This is a genomic window from Bacillus sp. CZDM1 (assembly GCF_055502545.1).
Genome location: NZ_JBUESO010000022.1, coordinates 1 through 20,532 on the forward strand (window position 1 = coordinate 1; position 20,532 = coordinate 20,532).

Here is a 20,532-nt window from a genome sequence, read left to right on the forward strand (position 1 = left end):
TTTATCTTGCCTATTCATTACAAAAAACCTTTGTTTGCTTGGCTATTATCAATAATAATTATAGTATTGTTATTAAGCATTTTTGATGTGAAAATTAGTGAAATGAAATAAAGCTTGAGATGAGAAATAAGCGCTTTTTATATTATGAAAGCTAACATTGTGAATAAATGTACTTAAACTATAGGGCAGTTATATACAGTATGATTTTCCACCGTATTAAACGTAAACAAAGATACGAAAATGGTGAGTTTACTATCTTTGTAGAAGCATTATATACAGTAAGTAATTATAGTTATTAACATTAACAAACATGGTGTTTCTGGCAATTAAATGATGTCTGTTTTGGCAGTATTCTTATTGATCTTACGAATTAAATCTCCAAGAGCAACTGTATAATTGTTAATATTTATACATATTTCTGAAGCAGCTTTACTGTACTAACGGTGCAGTTTAGTGGAACAAGGGAGATGGAATTTTTGTTTTCTTTGCCCTATGAGCAGCAAATGAAAAAGCTAGGAATCGTTCCTAGCGTCCAGTTTTTACATATTATTTATTTCTCCTTCCTGTTGGCGAGCGAGTCACGGTCACTTGCTGTTGGAGGCTGCTCTAACCATCCATTTTTTATCATTAGGTTTGCTCCGTCTTCTGCAAATTGTAAAAGCTCTAAAATTAGTCGTATGTAATGAGCACCTAAATCTCTTCTTGAATTGACACTCAATGCGGAACCATAAAATGAAAGGGATAATTGTGTAGACAATAGAATTTGGTACATCATATATTTATCTGAAAAGGTCATAGAAGTAGAGCTCGTGATCATCGATTGCCAAGAAACAGGCGAATTCAATTTATCTTCCTTAAATACCGATTCAAATATTTTTATGTGTTTATTGGCAATGTCAAGACCCCTCATGAAATATTGACGAATCTCTTTGGATTGGGCTACTTGTATGAATCCCACTTTTAAAGCAGCATGTAAATGCATTTTTAGCATGTTGAAAGTAATATCTCCTATTTCGATAGCATTCAGAGGACGACGATCTCCCAACCATCCCGTTAAAAAACTTTGGTGCTTTACAAAATCGATTGATTCGGGTGGTGAAATAACAGGAGGTCGTACAAAAAGTCCTTTCGAAAGCATTAAATCAATGGATTGATCAAAAAGCTCCATCGTTTCGGACATACAGGTTATGTAATACTTCCGTAAGTCAGAACGAACGGAAGTACCAACAGACAAAGAATATCCAGTCATGCCTTGCAAAGTCATGATATAAATATAATTTAGGTAGAACGGGTCTTGAAAAAGACGAGGTGCCTGAATGTTTACGTCATCTTTTTCTGTAAACCCATGTGGAATAGGATAATTTTCATTTAACATGAATTCTGTAATTTTTTGAACATGCTTTTGGGATATTCCCAAGGATGTTTGGTAAATCGATTTGACATCAGGATCTTCGATATGCACCAGTGCATAACGAAAAAAACAAATGGACATGGTATCAAAAATGTATTGAGTCCAAAGGCTTGCCATTTCTGGAGCAGTTAATCGAATGGGGTTATTTGTCTCCAAGATTTTTCCTCCAATAAACGAACTTTTACATTTTTTTATTGTTCTCTCAGAGGTGAATAATATGTAAAAAATTAGAAACCTCTTAAATCAAAAGATCTTACTGATGAGAAACAAGGTGTAGTTTTGATAAAAACAGTATTTATGGAAGTTTTTTATAAAGAAACTTCAACATGGTTCGATGCGGGTGGTTCAGTAATTCCGATTATTATCGGGATACATTTATAGCTTAACTGGTGTGATTCTTCAAGATGTAGTTTGCCTTTTTCTAATCTCACAAAAAAATTGTGAAATAGTGCACTTAAAGTAACAGGGGCGTTGATCCATGAAGGATTAACGCTTATTTTTGTTAAAATTATTGTACTAACGTGCAGGTTAGTTCAAGAAGAAAATAAAAATTATTATAAGAAGAAATTTAATAGGAAAAAATAGTATAATTAAAAAGTCAAAAATTAATTGGTATAATTTTTAGACAATAGTTGTTAGAGGAGGCGTTCATTATGACAAACAAAAGTATTATTCTTATTAATGACTTCAAGGGGAAAACGACTAATTAACGAAGTTGTTTAGCGTTTCCCCGAATTTTGAAAGGGGAAAATTATGAGTACAGAAAATGTGAAAATCGTAGAATTAAATGCAGAAAACTGGTATGACTGTTGTGAATTAGAAGTATCAACAGAACAAAAAGAATACATTGAGACCAATGCTATATCAATAGCTCAGTCAAAGTTTGAGCCTACATTAAAGCCATATGCTATTTATGCTGAAGAAAAAGTAGTTGGCTTTTTAATGTACAATTCTGTTCAAGAAGAACTTAATGGTTATTGGGTTTATAGAATAATGGTTGATAAGGAATTCCAAGGCAAGGGTATAGGCAAAGCTGCAACAAAGTTAATGTTTTCAGAGATGGCTAAATTACCCAATGCGAAAAATATTGTTGTAGGTTATCATCCTGAAAATTTGGGAGCACATAATTTATACTCAAGTTTGGGATTTATTGATAATGGTGATAGGTACGGTAAGGAAATGGCAGTTATAAAAAATATAACTGAATGATAGGTCAATAGAATATTTCAATAAGAAAGGACCATTCTTTGGTCCTTTCTTATTTTGCTAACGGAGTGCGTTGATCCAAGAAGGATTAATGCACTTTTTTGTTGAAGTTATTAAACTAAAGAGCAGGTTAGTGCAATAAGAGCAACCAATCTCAAAATAACGATTTAAATCTAAACTTTAAAATCAAAAACAAAAATAGAATCCAATCAGGAATAATGATTGGATTCTATTTTTGTTTCCTGATATATAGACATTATCTTTTAAGGACTACTTATAAGGCTTATTTTAGTTTTTATCTGTTTTATAAAACGATTATTTAGTTAGCTGGTTTCGATCCTCAATCTGTGGAGGTTCTTCCATCCAGCCATTTTTGATCATAATCTTTCCACCTTCTTGAGCAAAAGTGAAAATATCTGATGCAAGAAGAGCCATTTTTGCTGGCAAGTCAGTTCGTAAGCTAAATGCACCACCTAAGGCATTACTACCGAGTCCAAATGAAGTTAATAAGCTGGTGTTGTACATCATCAGTTTATCAGAAAATGGCGCGACATTTGAAGCAGTTGCTTTACCAGTGTGAGTTGCTGGGGGTTCAATAAAGCTTTTCCGTAAAAATTCTCCTAAATCGATTTCGATTTTTTTGGATAATTTCATTCCTTTGGCAAGATAGTTTTTCACCTCATGATCATTAGCAACTTGAGCAAATCCAATCATTAATTGCATACCTACAAGGTTGGTTTCAATCGCGTGATGGATAAGTGAAACTTCAATTGTATTTAGTGAGCGTTTTTCACTAAACCAATTAAATCCACCCATATAATTTTTATCCTCTACAAAATGTACCTCTTTTGGCATTGATACATATGGTGGGCGTGCTAAAACCCCCTTTTCTAAAAGGTGTTGAGTTAACTGGCTGTTCATCGCTTGAGATTCTGCAGTTAAACCTATAAAAAAATCTTCAATATCTTTTCGATAGGACATGCCAGTAAAAAGTGCATAAAGGCTCATTTCCACCTTTGTCATCATATGCAAATACATGATATCAAACAAGAAATCATACAACTTTGGAGCCCCTTTATGTACATCACTTTCTGTAAAACCAATGGGAAATACGCATCCTTCTTTTTGGAAAATACCTGTAATGATTTCAACGGCTTTAGCAGCACCATTATAATGTGACTGTAATAAAGGTTTTTCTGTATCATTGGAGTGTTCCATAAAATGCTCCAATATTCTAATGATCATAGTTTTTTCTTGAAAAGCCATCCATAAATTTGCTAATTCTGATGATGTAATTGGAGCTCTACTCGAAGTCATTAATGGTAACCCCTCCTAATTTTATACTTAATATATCCATAAAAATAAATTCTAATAAAATTGGTTTTTCAAACCGAGGATGCAGTGGTAACTTTTTGATAGCAAGATTGTGAAGCAATGTACTTAAACTAAAGGGTGCTTTAGCACAGTAAGGGATAAAATTAATAAGCCTAAAATATACAGGTTTTTATGCACAACTTGCATATTTTAGCTTTTTTTACTTTCAAAAAACATATTCCGAAATATACAGCGTATTTTTTCCCAATACATCTATAGGCTCAAAGACAAGATCTTAATCGCTTATCTATGGATACATATAAACAAAGATAAAAGGTGCACCATTCGAAGGTTTTGTTGCCGATACTGTATATAACTGCTTCTTTACTTCAATAAGGAGTAAGGCTTTTTTCTTCTTCAACTAAAGGTGCAGTTTACTTCAATAAGCAGGTTTTGAGAAATGTTTGAAGAACTAATATTTAACAAACTTAAAAGTGGTGATATAGTGAGTTTCAAAATTAAAAAAGGTGAATTTAATAATTTTGTACAATTGGTTCGTTCAATTAATTCAATTCCCAAAAAACAATCGACCTTGTTAATTGGAATAGATGGTCGTGGGGGTTCAGGAAAAAGTACATTCGCAAATAGATTAAAAAATGAATGTTCAAATGTAACTGTTGTACATATGGATGATTTTTATTTACCATCCTCACAACTAATAAAAACACATCCAGCAAAAAAAAACATTGGTGCGGATATTGATTGGAAACGTGTACTAAATCAAGTTCTTGAACCTATTAGTCAAAACAAAGAGGGGTGTTATCAGCGATATGATTGGGAGACGGATGATTTAGCAGAATGGCATACTGTTCCAATCGGAGGAATTGTCATAATAGAAGGTGTATATTCCATTCGCAATGAATTAGCCAATAAATACGACTTTACACTATGGGTTGAATGTCCACGAGAATTAAGACTTTCACGAGGTCTTGAAAGAGACGGGGAAGAGGCTCGTGATATGTGGGAAAATAATTGGATGATTTCAGAAGACATTTATGTTGAAGAACAAAAACCTTATGAAAGAGCAGACCTAATTGTTAATGGAACTAAATAAATATCTTATTAAACTAACGGGTGGCAAGGGTTAAAGAACGAGATCGCTGCGGAGATCTTTTTTTGTTATTGAACTAACCCTTTAGTGGAAAACGGACTTTAGAGGAAAGGAATGAAGCAAATGGAAACGGTTGGTGCTATTTTTCCATTTATTCTTTGGTTAGTAATTTTGGGGGGAATTGGTTATGGGTTATATCGCCTTTTAAAAACGAAATGAAAAATATTAATCAAGATAAGTAATGCTTACTTCACTGACTGGTGGTTTCCTTTAAGATCTGGCTTCAAAAAGGCAGACTTTTTCTTATTCGATTAACGGGGCAGGCTACTAAAAGAAGGATTGATACCGAATTATTTATTAAAATATAAGAGGTGTTACTTTGTGGGCTAGGGCGAAACAAGTCTTAATCATAATGGGGCTTGGTTTAATCATTTTAATTATAACAACCATTATTACAGGAGAAATAAAGTTAAATAATTTTATAATCTTTTTTTCAGGTGGTCTTTTTGGATTAGCGGTTGGGAGAGATGAACCTAAAAGAGAACGAAAGAATTGAGTATTATAACAATAAGACAAAAAAGGACTTCTATACGCAATTCCTTCTTTATGTATACGGGTAGCTATTCTTCATGAAGGAGAATGGCTTTTTCTCATTGAAGTAAATGACCAGGTTTGTTGAAGAAGGATATTTTCTGTTTTAAGCGAAATAATACCAAACAAAACTAACACGAATACAGGTATTGATAATAACAGGAACATAGGAGGTAGGAGATATGAGGATCAATAGAATAGATCATGTGAGTATAAACGTTAATGATTTTTCAGAGGCTAAAGGGTTTTTTCTTGATTTTGGACTTGAAGTGCAAGCGGAATGGGAATTGGATGGAGAAATGTTGGACAGAATAGTGGGGCTTAAAGATGTTAAAACGGCATGTGTAGGATTGGGAATGCCAGGTGGTCAGGCATGGATAGAGTTAGTTAAATTTTATCAGCCGTCAGATGAAAAAGATATTCAGCAACCTTGTGCAAATACGCTGGGTATCCGACATATTTGTTTTGCCGTTGAGGATATTGAAGCTATTGTTGCTAAATTGAAAAAGAAGGGCACTGAAATCTTTAGTGAGATACAGCAATATAAAGAAAGTTATAAGTTATGTTACGTTCGTGGTCCAGAGGGAATTATTTTAGAGTTGGCAGAGAAAATCGGATAAATAATGAATGGGACTTAATTAAATTCGATTTAACTGTTTCTGAGGTTATACGTGGGGAAGAAGCAAAATCTGCCTTTTATGATTGATGGCATTATGAATTTTAATATGGTAAGTGAAAGTGGAGATATTTATAGTGGTGATATCGTACCAACAACTGAACCAGACTTTAGTTTTGAATTATATGTAGGTAGTGAGCAAGAATGTTATATTGCAGGATTAGTGAAGATTGGCGAAAAAACCCAACTACGTTATCAAGATATTTTAGATGGACACTGTTTCTTTAATCTACAATAAAAATACAATTTTAAGAGGTGCGTCTATCTGTAAAGGATTAACGCACCTTTTTGTTAATCCTTGTTAGGCGAACGGGGAAGGTTAGTCGATTAAGTTAATGCTAAATGAAATATAACCTAGCGAGAGCTAGGCTATTTTATTTATATCTATTAAATACAATATGCTAAAACATTGTTAAGTTTTGTTACTGCTAACAGAAGCCATAATGATAATAGAGTGTTTGTATAAGGTAATTAATCACCCTATACAACTAGAAAGTGCTTACCGTACTTACCCTAGCTGAATAACCTATCCAATAATGACTCTTTCTTTAGGATAACGGTAGTGCTCTTCTTTTGTTTCACCCCTTAATAGGAATAGGAAGGAAAAGATACCGATACGCCCAATGAACATTAGTAGAATAATAATGATTTTCCCACCAATACTTAAATCTGCCGTGATTCCCATAGAAAGACCTGTAGTACCAAACGCAGAACAGACTTCAAAGAAAAGTTGAAGTAAACTCATTTTCGGTTCTAGAAAGGTCAATAGAGCAACTGCAACTCCGCAAATCATTGCAGCAGTTGTAATGACAACAAATGCTTTCGTCACATCTTGAGGATCAATCTCTCTCTTAAAAACTTTAATACTGTTTTTTCCTTTTGCGTAGCTATAAATAGCTAATAACATGATAGCAAACGTCGTTGTTCGAATCCCTCCGCCAACACTGCTGGGAGATGCACCAATAAACATGAGAGATGAAAGAACCAAAAGCGTCGGTGTAGAAAATTCATTCATATCCATTGTTGCTAAACCACCGTTGCGTGTGGTAACGGATTGAAATAGAGAATAGAACAAAGATTGATGCCAAGCTTTATCAGCAAAAAAATGATTGGACTCAAAGATATAAATACATAGAGATCCGACTATGATTAATGCAAAAAAAGTAAAGGTAGTTAATTTTGTGAAAAGTGAAAATCTGAAAGATCTCTTCCGCTTAGTAATAAAATAGTTCTTTATTTCAATAAGGACTGGAAAGCCGATGGAGCCAAAAATCATTAATAGGATATTAATACTTTGAATGAAGTAATCGTTGGCAAAGGGTATCAATGATTCACCTGTAATGTCGAAGCCTGCATTCGTTGTTGCACTTATAGAAGCGAAAAAGCCCTGGAGAAACGCTTCTTCCCATGTAGGGAAATAGTTTAAAAAATAAAACCCTAAAATCAACGTCCCTATTAACTCAATTGCAATCATGATGAGAAGGATTTGACGCATTAAAATAACCAATCCTGAGAGATTCGTTTGATTCTGGTCCGTCATAATTAGTTTTCTTTCCATTAAGCCAATTTTTTTGCCCATTAATAGCCAAATAAAGGTTCCAAGCGTCATTACGCCGATTCCGCCAAATTGCAATATAAATGCAAAAATAAACGTACCTGGAACACTGAGTATTTCTGTTAATGATACAGTCGATAGCCCTGTAACACTGACAGCACTTGCAGAGATAAATAAAGCATCTAATAGTGATAGTTCTGCTCCGTCCTTCAATGTAATGGGAAAAAGAAGCAATATAGTCGAAAGGATAACTGCTGCAAAATAAAACAATACAAGCAATTGTACGGATGTAAAACGCATCTTCTTTTTAGAATGTGAATCTAATCTCATTTTTTTACCTCTTTATCATTTATCTTGTTACTAAATCATTTTATGGTACATGCCTAGTATAAGCAATGACATTGTAAGCTATATCAATAACAGTAGTGATTGTATTATCATATTCATATTGACTTTCGGTTTCACATTAAGTAACAGGTGCGTTTATCCAGGAAGGATTAACCGCCTTTTTTGTTGAATTTTTTATAGAACAAACGCAGCAGGTTTAATTAAGAATAACTACATACAAGTATATTTGATTGGAGATTTTATCAGGTAGGAATAGCTTTTTGGAATGGGAGGTTAATAAATGTGTCAATAACGATTCGTAGGTTGTTAAATCTTGCTATGGTCATACTGGCGTGGTCTACACTACCTTTTTTAGGGTTACATACTATAAAAAGATTTGCTCCCGCTTCACTCCTGATTGTATTTTTTGAATTTATTAATGTACTAATTGGGAAAAGACGTAAATGGTGGGTTTTTTATAATAAACCCAATTCTTATTTATTTAACGAATTTCCTTTTAATATTGGTCCGTTTTTGATAGGGTCTATGTGGATATTAAAATGGACATATGGGAATTTTAAACAGTTTATTTTACTTAATGCCACTGTTAATGCATTTTTTGCATTTATGTTAATAAAGTTACTGGAAAAGTTAAAAGTAGCTAAATTAGTTCGAATAAATAATTTTCCTTTTTTTCTGTATTTCTTTTACAAAGCCCCTTTGTTGTATGGGATTCAATACATTATTGAAGGTAAACGGAATTTCTCAGACAACTAGCATAATTTACTTAAGTGATGGAGAAAAACAATATTAGACACTGTTTACATATTGAAAGTAGATTCAACAGGTTTTCGGAAAAAATATTTAGTGAAACAAATAGCTTATTGAAGTAAGGGTGCATTAATTTAATATCCTCCTGCTAATTTTGGCAGATTGAAAGCAATTCTCTATAAGAAGAATTGCTTTATTTTGGTATTATTCTATTCATAATCCATTTCATTTTCTCTTCTGAAGATACTTATCTTCATTGATCCCAATATAAGAATACATACTCTGGTTCATGCTCTTTTTTCAGCTCATCAATGCTTGCTATTTTATCTAAAGGTTTCAGTTTATTCGTGCGTAAAGTATTGCTGGCGTTCTGTTTTAAACCCTTTTCATCCATGATATACACCCTCCTTTTTAGCATAGTTTGTGTCCTGCGCCGCTTCTTATTCTAGTTTTTGCAAGTATGAATCAGGTGAAATATTAGAAATAGCAAGTGTCAGGTTTGTTGGAAGGCAAATAATAATTGTTATTGTAGAAAATGCTTTTACAATAAACAAAATGAATTATTCGTGTAGGCACCTTGTTGACAATCTAAACTTTTTTTATTATCCTTTAAAAAACGTTAAAGAATTCAATAAAATTTCGTATAACTCCAATAATATGGTTTGGAGGTCTCTACCAGGAACCGAAATTCCTGATTACGAAGAAAGTACAAGATTTGTATTTTCTTCGTAGTCAGGAATTTTTTTTTTCTGAATTCTAATCTAAAAATTATTTCAGGAGGACAAAAATGAACTTTTTAGCATTGCCAAAAATTGAACTTCACTGTCATTTGGATGGAAGCCTTAGGGCTGAAACGATTATCGATATTGCCCAGAAGGAAGGCATTCAGTTACCCTCCTATGATAAGGATGAGCTGCAAAAGGAACTGGTTGCTCCGTTAGAATGTGAATCCCTTGATGAGTATTTAAAAAGGTTTTCTCTTCCTAATTTGGTCATGCAGTCCAAGGAGAATTTAAGAAGAATTACTTTTGAGCTATTTGAGGATGCAGCAAGGGAAAATGTGAAATATATGGAAGTCAGATTTGCCCCGTTACTTCACACATTAAAAGATCTTGGTGTTGAAGAAGTTATTCAATCTGTTATAGAGGGGATGAGGGAAGCTGAAGGCTGTTACGAAATAAAAGGAAATATAATCTTATCCTGCATGAGGACGATGTCGGTAGAAAGCGCATTTGAGGTGGTTGAGAAGGGGAAAAAGTTCCTTGGAAAAGGTGTAGTGGCAATTGACCTATGTGCTTCAGAGGAAGAAGGTTTTTGTAAAAGATTCGTAGATCCGATTCGCTTAGCCAAAGAATATGGCTACAGAGTCACTATTCATGCTGGTGAAACGGGAATTGGCAACAACGTCCTAGAAGCTGTTGAACTTTTGGGTGCTGAAAGAATAGGACATGGAGTATTCATTAAAGAATGTGATGAGGCTTATAAGATCGTGAAAGAAAGACAGGTAGTGCTTGAAATGTGTCCAACCAGTAATGTGCAAACGAAAGCTGTTCAACATTATTCTGAACATCCAATTTATAAGTTTCATAAAGATGGTGTAAAAGTGACGATTAATACGGATAACAGAACAGTATCTGATACTACAATGGCAAAAGAAATCCATCTAGTTAACAAAGAATTTAATCTTAGCGAAGAAGATTACCGGCAAATGTATTTAAATAGTGTAGAAGCATCCTTTGCCGACCAAGAAACTAAAGAATGGTGCTTGGGAAAATATATATGAGGTTTAGTGGTTTTTATAAAATAAAGGCTCTGTTAAAACTGAATGTTGATTTCACTGTGTTTAGAAAATAAGCGGAGAATTTCCGTTTAAATTGAGAAATAGCCAATTTACCTTAAAAATAAGCGGAGTTTTTCCGCTTATTGTATCCAAATCCATAGATTTAGTCATATTTTAAGCAGTTAACCGGAATATCTCCGTTTATATCACCTTCTTACGCATGCTCTATATACAATAGCCGGAAATTCTCCGCCTATGAATTCTCAACCCTACACGAAAATCAACAATGAATAATAACAGAGCCAAAATAACAAAAATCTAAAAAACCTTCTTACAGGACACTTCGTCTAAGTATAGGAAGGGGTGAAGATAGTGGAAGATTTGATTTTAGATGGATTTTTATCAGAAAATAAAGAGCTCCTAATAGATGAAATTATGAGTCAGTATGGTCAGGAGATCTTACAGCTGACCTATTCCTATGTGAATAATAGAGCGGTTGCGGAGGATTTAACGCAGGATATCTTCGTTAAATGCTATAAAAGCCTCCATACATATAGCGGAAAATCTAAATTGAGGACATGGCTGTGGCGAATCGCCATCAATCATTGTAAGGATTTTCATAGAAGCTGGTACAACAAAAATGTGGTCATTGCCGGTGAAGAAATGCCTAGTAATGGTACCAAAAAAGAGCTTGTTGAGCAGGCAGTTATCCAACAGGAAGAAGACGATGAATTAATAGCAGCGATTATGACTCTGCCGATTAAATATCGGGAAGTAATTTACCTATTTTATTATGAGGAGATGCCGCTTAAGGAAATCGCAGTGGTAACGGATACAGGTATTAATACTGTGAAAACAAGACTAAGGCGGGCCAAGGAACTTCTGAAAGAAAGATTGGAGGAATAGGTGTGGAAGATCGCTTAAAGAATTTAAAGAAAGTAATGGATAAAAGAACATTTAGAGACTTGGAATTTTCAGATCAGCACCAAAAGGCAGTACACAAGAAAATAAACCAATTGGAGGTAAGCAATGAGGAAATTCTTCTTGCAGTCATGCAGCTTCTTGTTCAAGAAAAAACAGGACATGAATTAATAGGGCTTCTTCGAGGGCGGGGAATCCAGAAATTCGAAAATAACGAGGGCTTTTTGTATACCCTGTTACATCGTTTAGAGCAGTCTGGGTGCATCGAAACCAACTGGGACGAATCTGGGGCTAAATATTATTGGTTAAAGGATAAAGGCAGGAAGTTATTAAACAAAGCTGAACAAAAGCGAACAAAACAACGAGTTGTATTTAAAGAATTGCTAGAGGGGTGAGCGGTCATTGGCGAATAATAAAAAGCAGATTTTCCTAAATGAGGTCACTAATCAAATTAAATCAAAGGAAGCAAAGACATATGTCGCAAAAGAGTTGAATTATCATTTAAAGGAAGCGAAAAATACATGGATGATGAAGGGGTTATCAGAGACTGAGGCGGAAGAAAAAGCGGTGGAGCAAATGGGAAGCCCTACAAAACTAGGTATTCAAATGAACAAGCTCCATCGTCCAAAGGTGGATTGGTGGCTGGTTTTCCTTGTAACTACAGCTATGGGATTAAGCTTTCTTCCGATGTTTTCGCTTGGATATATGAATGACTCTCACTATATCATCTATAAAATTCTCATTGTCGTTCTTGGATTTATTGCAACAGTGGGTGTAATGCTGTTTGATTATCGAAAATGGAGAAGTCTCGGATGGTTATTTTACATAATAGGAATTTTGCTGCTAGTCTTCCTTGCGTTTTTCTCCAACACTATGATAAATGGGCTGAAGATAATAAAGCTTGGACCCGTTACAATTGAAAGTCTGATGGCTTTGCCGTTCTTCTATCTGGCTTGGGCATCGTTTTTCAACAATGAAAAATTCAGGATTTGGCAGTTTCTATTATTGTTTCTCAGCCCAATCCTGCTATTTCTCGCCTTACCGAGTATATCAACCATCTACCTATATTCTGTGATGGTATTTGTGATGCTATGGTGGAGTAAATTTAGTGAAAAGGTTAAATGGATGATGACAACTGGCACATTTAGCTCCATTATATTAACAGGCATAATCGTTTGGCCATTGATAAAACCTTACCAGATTGAAAGATTGTTAGCGTTTATCGAACCTGAAAAGTATTCAGATGGGGCAGGATTCATAATCCTAAAGAGTCAGGAACTCATGGCAAAAGCTGGCTGGTTTGGCTGGTTTGGCGGGTTCGGACAACCTAGGATAGGGGAATTTATACCCGAAGCGCATACGAACTTTGTATTTGTAAGCTTTACCTATTCTTACGGCTGGCTTTTCGGAGTTTTACTTATCACGATTCTCCTGCTTTTTGCAGCTAGAATGATTGCCATCCATCCAAAGATTAAGGATCCTTATGGAAAACTACTTCTTATAGGCGGGGTTGCCCTTTACGGTATCCAGCTGGTTAGCAATATTGGTATGGTGCTTGGATTCTTCCCTTTGACCTCAATGTCTCTGCCATTTATTAGTTATGGGTTAATGCCTACTTTGCTTAATGCAATATTAATAGGGGTTGTGTTAAGTGTATACCGACGAAAAGACTTGGTATCGTTTAGTAAGAAAAAGTCAAATAACTTTAATTAAATAGGAATACACTTGGAATTTCTACTCCAAGTGTATTAATCTTTTGTTTATTTTAAAAAATGAATAAAACCGTTTAAAATAACCTACTTACAAGATTTCCACGCTTTCTTGAATAAGCAAAATCCAAAGAAAAGAAATGCTAAGAATCCAATTAACGCAATTAGGATGTTTAAAATATTTCCAAGAACTCCTCCAAGACCGATTAATACAAAGAAATCAATTATGAATCCCAATAATGCGAACAGCAGCCATAACAAACCTGTTAAAAATCCAAGGAAAATTCCAAAAATGCTACAGTTACAATGATGACTCATAGAAATTCACCTCCAGTCAATGGTTGTTCAACATTATTGTATGGGGGTTCTAGGAAGCTTGTTTATAAAAAACTCAAAAAAGGGCTCAAAAAAGGCACTAATGTTTCAAAAGTGGGTATAACATTATATTTATTGAATGAAAATTAGCCGAAAAGATACAAGCGATGAAAAAAACTTGTATTTTTTCGGCTTATTAAAAATTCTAAATATAGGACAATGGCAGCCGATTTATTTAGTATCTTTATTTCAGAGGTATCCAAATTTCAGAGTAATAATCAGGGCTTGATGGATTTCCATTTGAATAGACTTCTAAATCGGGCGTACCGGCATGTTTATAATGACTAGATGGAAACCATTCTGAGATGATTTGCTTCCAACCATTTTGCATGGCATCAGGCATAGCACCGTGAACTTCAAATACCCCCCATTTTGAAGCAGGTATTTCAAGTTCCATAAGGCCCTCTGGAGCTTTTCCAGTATGAGCAGTGGCAATCCAGTAATCCATTAACGGAGAACCAGGTGCGCGTTTATCGACACATACTCCAAGTACCCCTTTAATTTGACCATCATTTAATTTAAATAATAAATCATTGGTTCCATCCACATGGACGTCATCCCACATTTTAGGGATTCCGGCTAAATTCTCCCCATTTTGGCATGAAAACTCCCGCTTTACACCGACAACCTTAAAACTCTCTTTTTCCACGATTTTGTAATTCATAGGTTCTGCTCCTTTCAAATTCACCTGAATGGTCAGGCGGTTATAAGATTTCAGCTTTCCAGTGTAATTACGTGCCTGACTGGGTGTGATGCCATGCTGCCTGCGGAAAGCCTTTGAGAAAGATTCGGGAGTGTCATAGCCATATTTTAGGGCGATATCAATAATTTTGCCTTCAGTTGTAGAAAGTTCTTGGGCCGCCAGTGTTAGACGTCTGCGACGAAGATATTCACCTACAGTAATATCTGTAAGCACAGAGAAAATACGGTGAAAATGAAACTCTGATACATTTGCTTGCTTAGCAATGTCTTCAATCGATATTTCTTCTAGTAAATGTTCCTCCATATAGTCGATTGCTTGTTGTAATGATTCTACCCATCCCATATCGCTCACTCCTTATGTATATCGTAACAACGCCTTATTTTTAAATCCTGTCATTTTCTGCTCTATTCTAACAGTGTTTTCAATAATAACTGAATAATATTTCTGTTAATACTGATATTTTTCTGAAACATTTGTTAAAAAGGTTCCGTTTTTAGATTGCTGTCAATCTCCTTTTTTACCATAATTACTGGTAGTGTTTCAAGGAACTGGTAGATTTAGATATAGAGGAGCTATATTAACAAAGTATTTGCAAAGGCTACTATTGTAAGCGTAAAAGAAATATAACGGCAGTAGAGAGAACTTTTCGTGTTTTCGCCTGTAAAATCCTTCCTTAAATATGACGAAAATCATATGGTACGATGAATTTGCAAATAACGGAAATTTTTAAGGAGGATTTAAAAATGTTGAAAAAGAAAGCACTTTTAACCGTAGTAGCTGCGGCGGCAGTAGTAATGGCCAATCCAGCACTAAATAAAGCAGATGCTGCTACCTTTAATCCAGTAGTACAGGAAAAGGTCTATGTATACCAAGGAACAAATATGAATGAGATTAATACTGTAATAGAAAAATATCTTGCTAGCTTTGGAATTACACTTCCGAAAACTACCGTAAAGCAGCCTGTCCAGACACAACCAAGTCAACCAACACAACAGCCTGCTCAGACAACTACTCCACAACCAGTACAGCAGCAGCCTGTAGAGCAGCCATCTGAGGCATCAACACAACCAGCTGCACCACAAAATACAAGTACTTTAAGTGCTTATGAGCAAAAGGTGGTCGACCTTACCAATCAAGAACGTGCAAAAAAAGGGTTGCCTGCACTAAAAGTAGATTTGACACTTAGCAAAATGGCACATGAAAAATCTCGTGATATGTCTGCGAATGGCTACTTTAGCCATACAAGCCCAACATACGGTTCACCGTTTGATATGATGAAAAAATACGGGATCTCGTATCGTTATGCTGGTGAAAATATTGCCATGGGGCAGCGAACTCCTGAAGAAGTGGTAAAAGCATGGATGAACAGTGAAGGTCACCGCAAGAACATCCTTAGCCCAAACTTCAACTATATTGGCGTTGGTTACGTCTCCCAAGGCAATTATTGGACACAGGAGTTTATTGGTAAATAGGATCTAGTCATTATAGCTTGGGGAAAATTTTTTCCTCAAGCTTTTTTGTGAATCTAGAAAGTTTTATTTATTTCGTAGTATTTGTAGATTTATAGCCAAAAAGTGAAACTCCCTAATCGACAAAAAATTTTCTAGGAAATAAATAAAATTTCGTTTTACAATAGGTTCGATGATGATTGTAATCAAACGTTTGTTTAACAATATTTCCTTCAATTCATGTCGATAATCTAGTTACTATGTAAAGTAAAAAACAATAAATCGACATATCCCTGTAATTCCTTTGACACAACTCTTTGGTAACCTATTTTAATAATGCTGATTTTATTTAGGAGACAATGAAATGAGAAGAAGAAAAAGGCGGAGGCTTAACTGGCGAAATATAATAGGGTTGTTTTTATTTATGATCTTAATCGCTGGCGGCATCTATGGATTTACAATCTATAAATCTTTTAATAAAGCAGTAGCAACCATGCATGAACCGCTCGGTGACAAGCAAAGTAAGGAGCAGCAGACTGAAGCTATAAAAAAGAAAGAACCATTTTCTGTTTTAATGCTTGGTGTGGATGAGCGTGAAGGAGATAGTGGACGTTCGGACACGATGATTGTGTTAACAGTAAATCCAAATAATAATTCTGTAAAGATGCTGAGTATTCCAAGGGATACCATGACAGAGATTGTCGGTAAGGGGAAAGAAGATAAGATCAACCATGCTTACGCATTTGGCGGTGTTTCAATGGCGGTAGATACTGTGGAGAAATTCCTTGATTTTCCGATTGATTATTATGTGAAAATCAATATGGAAGGATTTAAGGATATTGTTGATGCCGTGGGTGGGATTAATGTCGAGAATGATTTTGCATTTAATGTTGGTGAATATAATTTTCCCACTGGAAAGATTCATCTGAATGGCGAGGAAGCTCTAACCTTTATTAGAATGAGATACGATGATCCGAATGGGGACTTCGGCCGTCAAGAACGCCAGCGCCAAGTGATTCAAGCCGTGATCAAAGAGGGCGCAAGTCTATCAAGCTTAGCGAAAGCACCAGATATCTTCCATGCGATTGGCAGCAATGTCAAAACGAATCTTACTTTTGATGAAATGATGGATATCCAAAAGAATTATAAAGATGCGGGAAGAAACATTGAACAGCTGGTATTACACTCAGAGGGAAAAATGATTGAAAATATCTATTATGGACTTGTAACGCTCGCAGAACAAAAGCGTATTCAGGATGAATTGAAATCACAGTTGGAATTGAATAGTGAAAGCTGATTTTTAGCATAGAATTCCCAAAGGACTGGCGATTAACCTCCCCAGTCCTTTTCTATTTCTAAAACTATCATGGCTTAAAAGGGTTTTGATTAGCCGAAAGAGAAATAATTCAAATACCTTTAGAGTGGAGATGAAAGATATGTATATACCTAAACAATTTAAAATGGATAATGATGAAGTAATGTACGACTTTATTGAAAAAAATAGCTTTGCTATATTGTTTTCTCAGCATAATGGTGAACCGTACGCTACTCATCTGCCACTGCTTTTGAATAAAGAAAAAGGTTTTTTGTATGGACATTTTGCCCGGCCAAACGAGCAGTGGAAGGATATCTCTAATCAGGAAGTGCTCGTTATCTTTCAAGGTCCCCATTGCTATATTTCACCATCCTGGTACGAGACCAATCAAGCAGTACCAACTTGGAATTATGTTGCTATTCATGTTTATGGACAGTTGGAGATTGGCGAGGATGAGCAGGAATTATTTGAGGGTTTGTCAGACATGGTAAAAAAATATGAAAGGCCAGATAGTTCCTATCATTTAGAAAATGTTGATGAAAATTATATTAAGGGCATGGGTAAAGGTATTGTGGGTTTTAAAATCAATATAAACAAAATAGAGGGGAAAGCCAAACTAAGTCAAAATCATCCGGAAGCTAGACAAGAGTTAATCATTAAGCAATTAGAAAATAGTGCAGATCAAAATGATATACATATAGCACAACTTATGAAGAAAAATATTGAATAAAAGTAATGGTTGACTGTGTGGTGCACCACACAGTTTATTATTTAGCTGGGGAGGGAGATATCTGTACAAGATTAGTGATTTTTCGAAGATGACCGGGTTAGGTAAAGAAACGTTACGATATTATTCAGAGGTAAAGTTGCTGGAACCTGCCTACATTAACCCAGAAAATAATTACCGTTATTATGATGATGTAAGCTACTTTTTGGCGATTCTCTTAGTAAAACTAAGAAGATTTGGTTTTACAATACAGGAAATGAATTCAGTGATGGAAGATGAATCCTTCGCACATTTAGAGGATTTATTATTACAAAAAAGAGATAATATCAAGATGCAAATCGAAGACCTTCGTCTTCAGGTTGAAGAAATTGATGATTTTATTGCGTCTGGGAGGGAGGAACAGGAATGATCCAGTGGAAAGAAGAAACGGTAATAGAGTCCAATATTGAAAAAGTGTGGCGATTATTTTTTGATGAAAATATTAAGAAAATAATGCCTAAGGTCGAGGAACATACCCTTATTGAAAAAACGGAAGTAGAAGTGGGGGCAAAGCACGAGCAAAAATACCGAGAAGGCAAGCGTGTAGAAACTTATATTGTAGAAACATTAGCGTTTGAAGATCAACCAGATAAAAAGCATAAGCAAATAAGTTTTGTTTTAGGTAAGGCTTTTAAGATTTCTCTAAGTTTTACCTTACTTAAAATCAATGATAATCAAACGAAATTTATTTATGAGGGACAAAACGAGGGAGTTAATTTCGTTGGAAGGGCCATGTTGAAGCTCGGCAGCGAGAAAAGCAACAATAAGGTGGTGCAGGAATTCCTGCAAAAGGTTGAACAGGAAGCGCTAAAAGTTTAGTGAATGGCGAACAGTGACAGGCACTGTTCGCTTTATTTTTATGTTCATTTGAGATTGACAAATACCTTAGATTTGAATACTATTTATTTATTGATAAATAAATTAACTAAAAAGGGTTGGAGCAAACGTGGCAGTCCGAGAAGATAAAAAAGAAATCATAATAGAAAACGCTGTAGGAGTCTTTGCCGAAAGGGGGTATTATAAAGCAACCACTGCAATGGTTGCAAAGGCAGCTGGAGTAACACAGCCTTATGTGTTTCACTTTTTTGAAAACAAAGAAGAACTATTTAAGGCGGTTATTGACCGGGCATTTGGCCGCATCTATGACACTTTTGCTGAAGTTCATGCACCTGCCGATCAATTAATCGAAACCATGGGGCATGCTTTTGAACAAATTATCCAAACCCATCGTGATGAAGTATTGATGGTTATGCAGGCACATGCCATTTCTGAACCGGGAATTCGAGAACATGTCAGTCAATTATTTCTTACCATTTTCGAATCCTTAACCTCGAAATTTGAAAATGCAGGTATTCCAAATGCAAAGGAAACAGCGGCCCATTTTATTGGTACTGGTTTATTAATTACTCTAGCTGAAGTATTGAATTTACCCCAATTAACCCATGGAAAAGATCATTGTTAAAAAAGGAGCTTTATGGCTCTCTTTTTTTAAAAGTTTTATTTATTGACTAATAAATAAATGAAATGCGGATTATTTTTTTTGAATAGCGATTTATTGATTGATAAATAAATAAATTACATTAGAAAGCAGGGATATTTTATGTTGAAGTTATTGAAAGCTAGTCGAATTGAAAATGGCCCAACTGTTAAACTTTTTGAAGGAGAAAGGGCTCTAGTTATCACAGGTATAATCGGATTTATACTTTCGGCAGGAATTGCCATTTATATATTTTTTCGAGGTTCGATTATTTTACCTGAAGGAAACGTGAAGGATGCCTTTTCTTTTAATGCAGCTATCGGAATTTATATATTATCAATCGCTGCCATTCTGCCCTTAACTAGACTGAATACTGCCAAAAGGAAAGCGGTGCGGTGGTTATTTATTATTACAAGCTTATATTCTTATACCATAGAGACGGTTCAAAACTTTAGAGGAATAAGTCCGAGATTTTCTCGTGAAGGAACAGTTGTTGATATGGCTGCGGGAATCCTATTTGGAGTTGTTTCACTAGTATTAGTAATCTTGGCGGTAGTACTTACAGTCCATTTCTTTCGAATGAAAAAGTCTTCTCAACACCCCTTGTTAATAATGGGGATTCGATATGCATTTATCTCGGTCCTAGCAGCGAATCTTGCTGGTCTATGGATGATTCTTCTTCAGGACCGGCTAACAGGAGTGACTGGAAATATAATTATTCTACATGGAATTGGATTTCATGCACTGCAAACATTGATTCTGCCTGCTTGGATTTTGGAAAAGGCTGTGATAAATGTAAGCTTAAAACAAAGATTGATTCATGCTGGCTGCATTGCTTGGCTGCTGATGATTGTTATGATAGGCATCCAAACTGCATTGGGGCACTCAGTTTTTGTTTTAACACCATTACCAATTATTGCATGCCTATTATTTATTATCTGGTTCGGAACAATAGTAGGTGCATGTATGCTTCGTATCAAAAAAAGAGAAGAGATTACAGTTACACAGAGGTGCTAGAGTGACCGAAATGCAAAATAGCAGAGAGCTCATGGTCATTAGCGAACAGTGACAGGCAC

At 35.2% G+C, this 20,532-nt stretch carries 22 protein-coding genes and 1 riboswitch; of the genes, 16 read left to right on the forward strand and 6 right to left on the reverse strand.

Features of this window, described 5'->3' with window-relative positions:
* Positions 1-550: 550 nt before the first annotated feature.
* Positions 551-1,567, reverse strand: coding sequence for a DUF3231 family protein (locus ACY3XC_RS26830; protein WP_464871284.1), 1,017 nt, complete (start codon positions 1,565-1,567; stop codon positions 551-553).
* A gap of 597 nt (positions 1,568-2,164) precedes the next feature.
* On the opposite strand from ACY3XC_RS26830, the gene ACY3XC_RS26835 reads away from it, so the two are divergent.
* On the forward strand, positions 2,165-2,620 hold the full coding sequence (locus ACY3XC_RS26835) for a GNAT family N-acetyltransferase (protein WP_464871285.1): 456 nt from the start codon (positions 2,165-2,167) through the stop codon (positions 2,618-2,620).
* A 312-nt stretch (positions 2,621-2,932) separates the two neighbouring features.
* On the opposite strand, the gene ACY3XC_RS26840 is transcribed toward ACY3XC_RS26835, so the two are convergent.
* A complete protein-coding gene (locus ACY3XC_RS26840; RefSeq protein WP_464871286.1) occupies positions 2,933-3,934 on the reverse strand; it encodes a DUF3231 family protein in 1,002 nt (333 codons plus the stop codon).
* 457 nt (positions 3,935-4,391) lie between these two features.
* Between ACY3XC_RS26840 and ACY3XC_RS26845 the strand changes: the two genes are divergently transcribed.
* From ACY3XC_RS26845 to ACY3XC_RS26855, 3 genes are all read left to right on the forward strand, one after another.
* Positions 4,392-5,045: a uridine kinase family protein gene (locus ACY3XC_RS26845; RefSeq protein WP_464871287.1), complete on the forward strand. Its 654-nt coding sequence runs from the start codon at positions 4,392-4,394 to the stop codon at positions 5,043-5,045.
* Positions 5,046-5,815: 770 nt separating this feature from the next.
* The gene (locus tag ACY3XC_RS26850) at positions 5,816-6,253 is read left to right on the forward strand and encodes a VOC family protein (RefSeq protein ID WP_464871288.1); all 438 of its coding nucleotides are present in this window, start codon (positions 5,816-5,818) and stop codon (positions 6,251-6,253) included.
* A 51-nt stretch (positions 6,254-6,304) separates the two neighbouring features.
* Positions 6,305-6,547, forward strand: a complete 243-nt coding sequence (locus ACY3XC_RS26855) for a hypothetical protein (protein ID WP_464871289.1) — start codon at positions 6,305-6,307, stop codon at positions 6,545-6,547.
* A gap of 288 nt (positions 6,548-6,835) precedes the next feature.
* Here the strand turns inward: ACY3XC_RS26855 and ACY3XC_RS26860 are convergent, their stop codons facing one another.
* A complete protein-coding gene (locus ACY3XC_RS26860; RefSeq protein WP_464871290.1) occupies positions 6,836-8,194 on the reverse strand; it encodes a TrkH family potassium uptake protein in 1,359 nt (452 codons plus the stop codon).
* 300 nt (positions 8,195-8,494) lie between these two features.
* Here ACY3XC_RS26860 and ACY3XC_RS26865 point away from each other — a divergent pair, with 300 nt between their 5' ends.
* Positions 8,495-8,968 carry a hypothetical protein gene (locus ACY3XC_RS26865; RefSeq protein ID WP_464871291.1) on the forward strand — a complete coding sequence of 158 codons (474 nt, stop codon included), beginning with the start codon at positions 8,495-8,497 and terminating at the stop codon, positions 8,966-8,968.
* Positions 8,969-9,215: 247 nt separating this feature from the next.
* Here ACY3XC_RS26865 and ACY3XC_RS26870 read toward each other — a convergent pair whose 3' ends face one another.
* Positions 9,216-9,356 carry a dsRNA-binding motif domain-containing protein gene (locus ACY3XC_RS26870; RefSeq protein ID WP_179160268.1) on the reverse strand — a complete coding sequence of 47 codons (141 nt, stop codon included), beginning with the start codon at positions 9,354-9,356 and terminating at the stop codon, positions 9,216-9,218.
* 225 nt (positions 9,357-9,581) lie between these two features.
* A riboswitch (purine riboswitch) is annotated at positions 9,582-9,680 on the forward strand.
* Positions 9,681-9,749: 69 nt separating this feature from the next.
* Here ACY3XC_RS26870 and add point away from each other — a divergent pair.
* The 4 genes from add (at position 9,750) to ACY3XC_RS26890 (ending at position 13,376) form a co-directional block, all read left to right on the forward strand.
* Positions 9,750-10,745 carry an adenosine deaminase gene (gene add, locus ACY3XC_RS26875; protein ID WP_464871292.1) on the forward strand — a complete coding sequence of 332 codons (996 nt, stop codon included), beginning with the start codon at positions 9,750-9,752 and terminating at the stop codon, positions 10,743-10,745.
* A 369-nt stretch (positions 10,746-11,114) separates the two neighbouring features.
* The gene (locus ACY3XC_RS26880) at positions 11,115-11,648 is read left to right on the forward strand and encodes a sigma-70 family RNA polymerase sigma factor (RefSeq protein ID WP_464871293.1); all 534 of its coding nucleotides are present in this window, start codon (positions 11,115-11,117) and stop codon (positions 11,646-11,648) included.
* A gap of 2 nt (positions 11,649-11,650) precedes the next feature.
* Positions 11,651-12,058: a PadR family transcriptional regulator gene (locus ACY3XC_RS26885; protein ID WP_464871295.1), complete on the forward strand. Its 408-nt coding sequence runs from the start codon at positions 11,651-11,653 to the stop codon at positions 12,056-12,058.
* Positions 12,059-12,065: 7 nt separating this feature from the next.
* Complete coding sequence (locus ACY3XC_RS26890) at positions 12,066-13,376, forward strand: FtsW/RodA/SpoVE family cell cycle protein (RefSeq protein WP_464871296.1); 1,311 nt, start codon at positions 12,066-12,068, stop codon at positions 13,374-13,376.
* 83 nt (positions 13,377-13,459) lie between these two features.
* Here ACY3XC_RS26890 and ACY3XC_RS26895 read toward each other — a convergent pair whose 3' ends face one another.
* Both ACY3XC_RS26895 and ACY3XC_RS26900 read right to left on the reverse strand, forming a co-directional pair.
* Positions 13,460-13,690, reverse strand: coding sequence for an ABC transporter (locus ACY3XC_RS26895; protein ID WP_464871297.1), 231 nt, complete (start codon positions 13,688-13,690; stop codon positions 13,460-13,462).
* A 241-nt stretch (positions 13,691-13,931) separates the two neighbouring features.
* On the reverse strand, positions 13,932-14,792 hold the full coding sequence (locus ACY3XC_RS26900; protein WP_464871298.1) for an AraC family transcriptional regulator: 861 nt from the start codon (positions 14,790-14,792) through the stop codon (positions 13,932-13,934).
* Between the two features lie 404 nt (positions 14,793-15,196).
* Between ACY3XC_RS26900 and ACY3XC_RS26905 the strand changes: the two genes are divergently transcribed.
* The 7 genes from ACY3XC_RS26905 to ACY3XC_RS26935 all read left to right on the forward strand — a co-directional run bounded on the left by ACY3XC_RS26905 (position 15,197) and on the right by ACY3XC_RS26935 (position 20,473).
* Positions 15,197-15,922 carry a CAP domain-containing protein gene (locus ACY3XC_RS26905; protein WP_464871347.1) on the forward strand — a complete coding sequence of 242 codons (726 nt, stop codon included), beginning with the start codon at positions 15,197-15,199 and terminating at the stop codon, positions 15,920-15,922.
* Positions 15,923-16,262: 340 nt separating this feature from the next.
* On the forward strand, positions 16,263-17,195 hold the full coding sequence (locus ACY3XC_RS26910; protein WP_464871299.1) for an LCP family glycopolymer transferase: 933 nt from the start codon (positions 16,263-16,265) through the stop codon (positions 17,193-17,195).
* A gap of 139 nt (positions 17,196-17,334) precedes the next feature.
* Complete coding sequence (locus ACY3XC_RS26915; protein ID WP_464871300.1) at positions 17,335-17,943, forward strand: FMN-binding negative transcriptional regulator; 609 nt, start codon at positions 17,335-17,337, stop codon at positions 17,941-17,943.
* Between the two features lie 70 nt (positions 17,944-18,013).
* A complete protein-coding gene (locus tag ACY3XC_RS26920; RefSeq protein ID WP_464871348.1) occupies positions 18,014-18,349 on the forward strand; it encodes a MerR family transcriptional regulator in 336 nt (111 codons plus the stop codon).
* Positions 18,346-18,798, forward strand: a complete 453-nt coding sequence (locus tag ACY3XC_RS26925; protein WP_464871301.1) for an SRPBCC family protein — start codon at positions 18,346-18,348, stop codon at positions 18,796-18,798. The genes ACY3XC_RS26920 and ACY3XC_RS26925 overlap by 4 nt, the downstream gene beginning before the upstream one ends.
* A 127-nt stretch (positions 18,799-18,925) precedes the next feature.
* Positions 18,926-19,441, forward strand: a complete 516-nt coding sequence (locus ACY3XC_RS26930) for a TetR/AcrR family transcriptional regulator (RefSeq protein ID WP_464871302.1) — start codon at positions 18,926-18,928, stop codon at positions 19,439-19,441.
* Between the two features lie 138 nt (positions 19,442-19,579).
* Positions 19,580-20,473: a hypothetical protein gene (locus ACY3XC_RS26935; RefSeq protein WP_464871303.1), complete on the forward strand. Its 894-nt coding sequence runs from the start codon at positions 19,580-19,582 to the stop codon at positions 20,471-20,473.
* Positions 20,474-20,532: the final 59 nt, after the last annotated feature.

What these genes read in the sequence shown, in the direction of transcription:
- ACY3XC_RS26910 (WP_464871299.1), top strand. Translation starts at nt 16,263, where the DNA reads ATGAGAAGAAGAAAAAGGCGGAGGCTTAACTGGCGAAATATAATAGGG.
- ACY3XC_RS26870 (WP_179160268.1), bottom strand. Translation starts at nt 9,356, where the DNA reads ATGGATGAAAAGGGTTTAAAACAGAACGCCAGCAATACTTTACGCACG.
- add (WP_464871292.1), top strand. Translation starts at nt 9,750, where the DNA reads ATGAACTTTTTAGCATTGCCAAAAATTGAACTTCACTGTCATTTGGAT.
- ACY3XC_RS26860 (WP_464871290.1), bottom strand. Translation starts at nt 8,194, where the DNA reads ATGAGATTAGATTCACATTCTAAAAAGAAGATGCGTTTTACATCCGTA.
- ACY3XC_RS26895 (WP_464871297.1), bottom strand. Translation starts at nt 13,690, where the DNA reads ATGAGTCATCATTGTAACTGTAGCATTTTTGGAATTTTCCTTGGATTT.
- ACY3XC_RS26845 (WP_464871287.1), top strand. Translation starts at nt 4,392, where the DNA reads ATGTTTGAAGAACTAATATTTAACAAACTTAAAAGTGGTGATATAGTG.
- ACY3XC_RS26850 (WP_464871288.1), top strand. Translation starts at nt 5,816, where the DNA reads ATGAGGATCAATAGAATAGATCATGTGAGTATAAACGTTAATGATTTT.
- ACY3XC_RS26900 (WP_464871298.1), bottom strand. Translation starts at nt 14,792, where the DNA reads ATGGGATGGGTAGAATCATTACAACAAGCAATCGACTATATGGAGGAA.
- ACY3XC_RS26925 (WP_464871301.1), top strand. Translation starts at nt 18,346, where the DNA reads ATGATCCAGTGGAAAGAAGAAACGGTAATAGAGTCCAATATTGAAAAA.
- ACY3XC_RS26935 (WP_464871303.1), top strand. Translation starts at nt 19,580, where the DNA reads ATGTTGAAGTTATTGAAAGCTAGTCGAATTGAAAATGGCCCAACTGTT.
- ACY3XC_RS26840 (WP_464871286.1), bottom strand. Translation starts at nt 3,934, where the DNA reads ATGACTTCGAGTAGAGCTCCAATTACATCATCAGAATTAGCAAATTTA.
- ACY3XC_RS26835 (WP_464871285.1), top strand. Translation starts at nt 2,165, where the DNA reads ATGAGTACAGAAAATGTGAAAATCGTAGAATTAAATGCAGAAAACTGG.
- ACY3XC_RS26915 (WP_464871300.1), top strand. Translation starts at nt 17,335, where the DNA reads ATGTATATACCTAAACAATTTAAAATGGATAATGATGAAGTAATGTAC.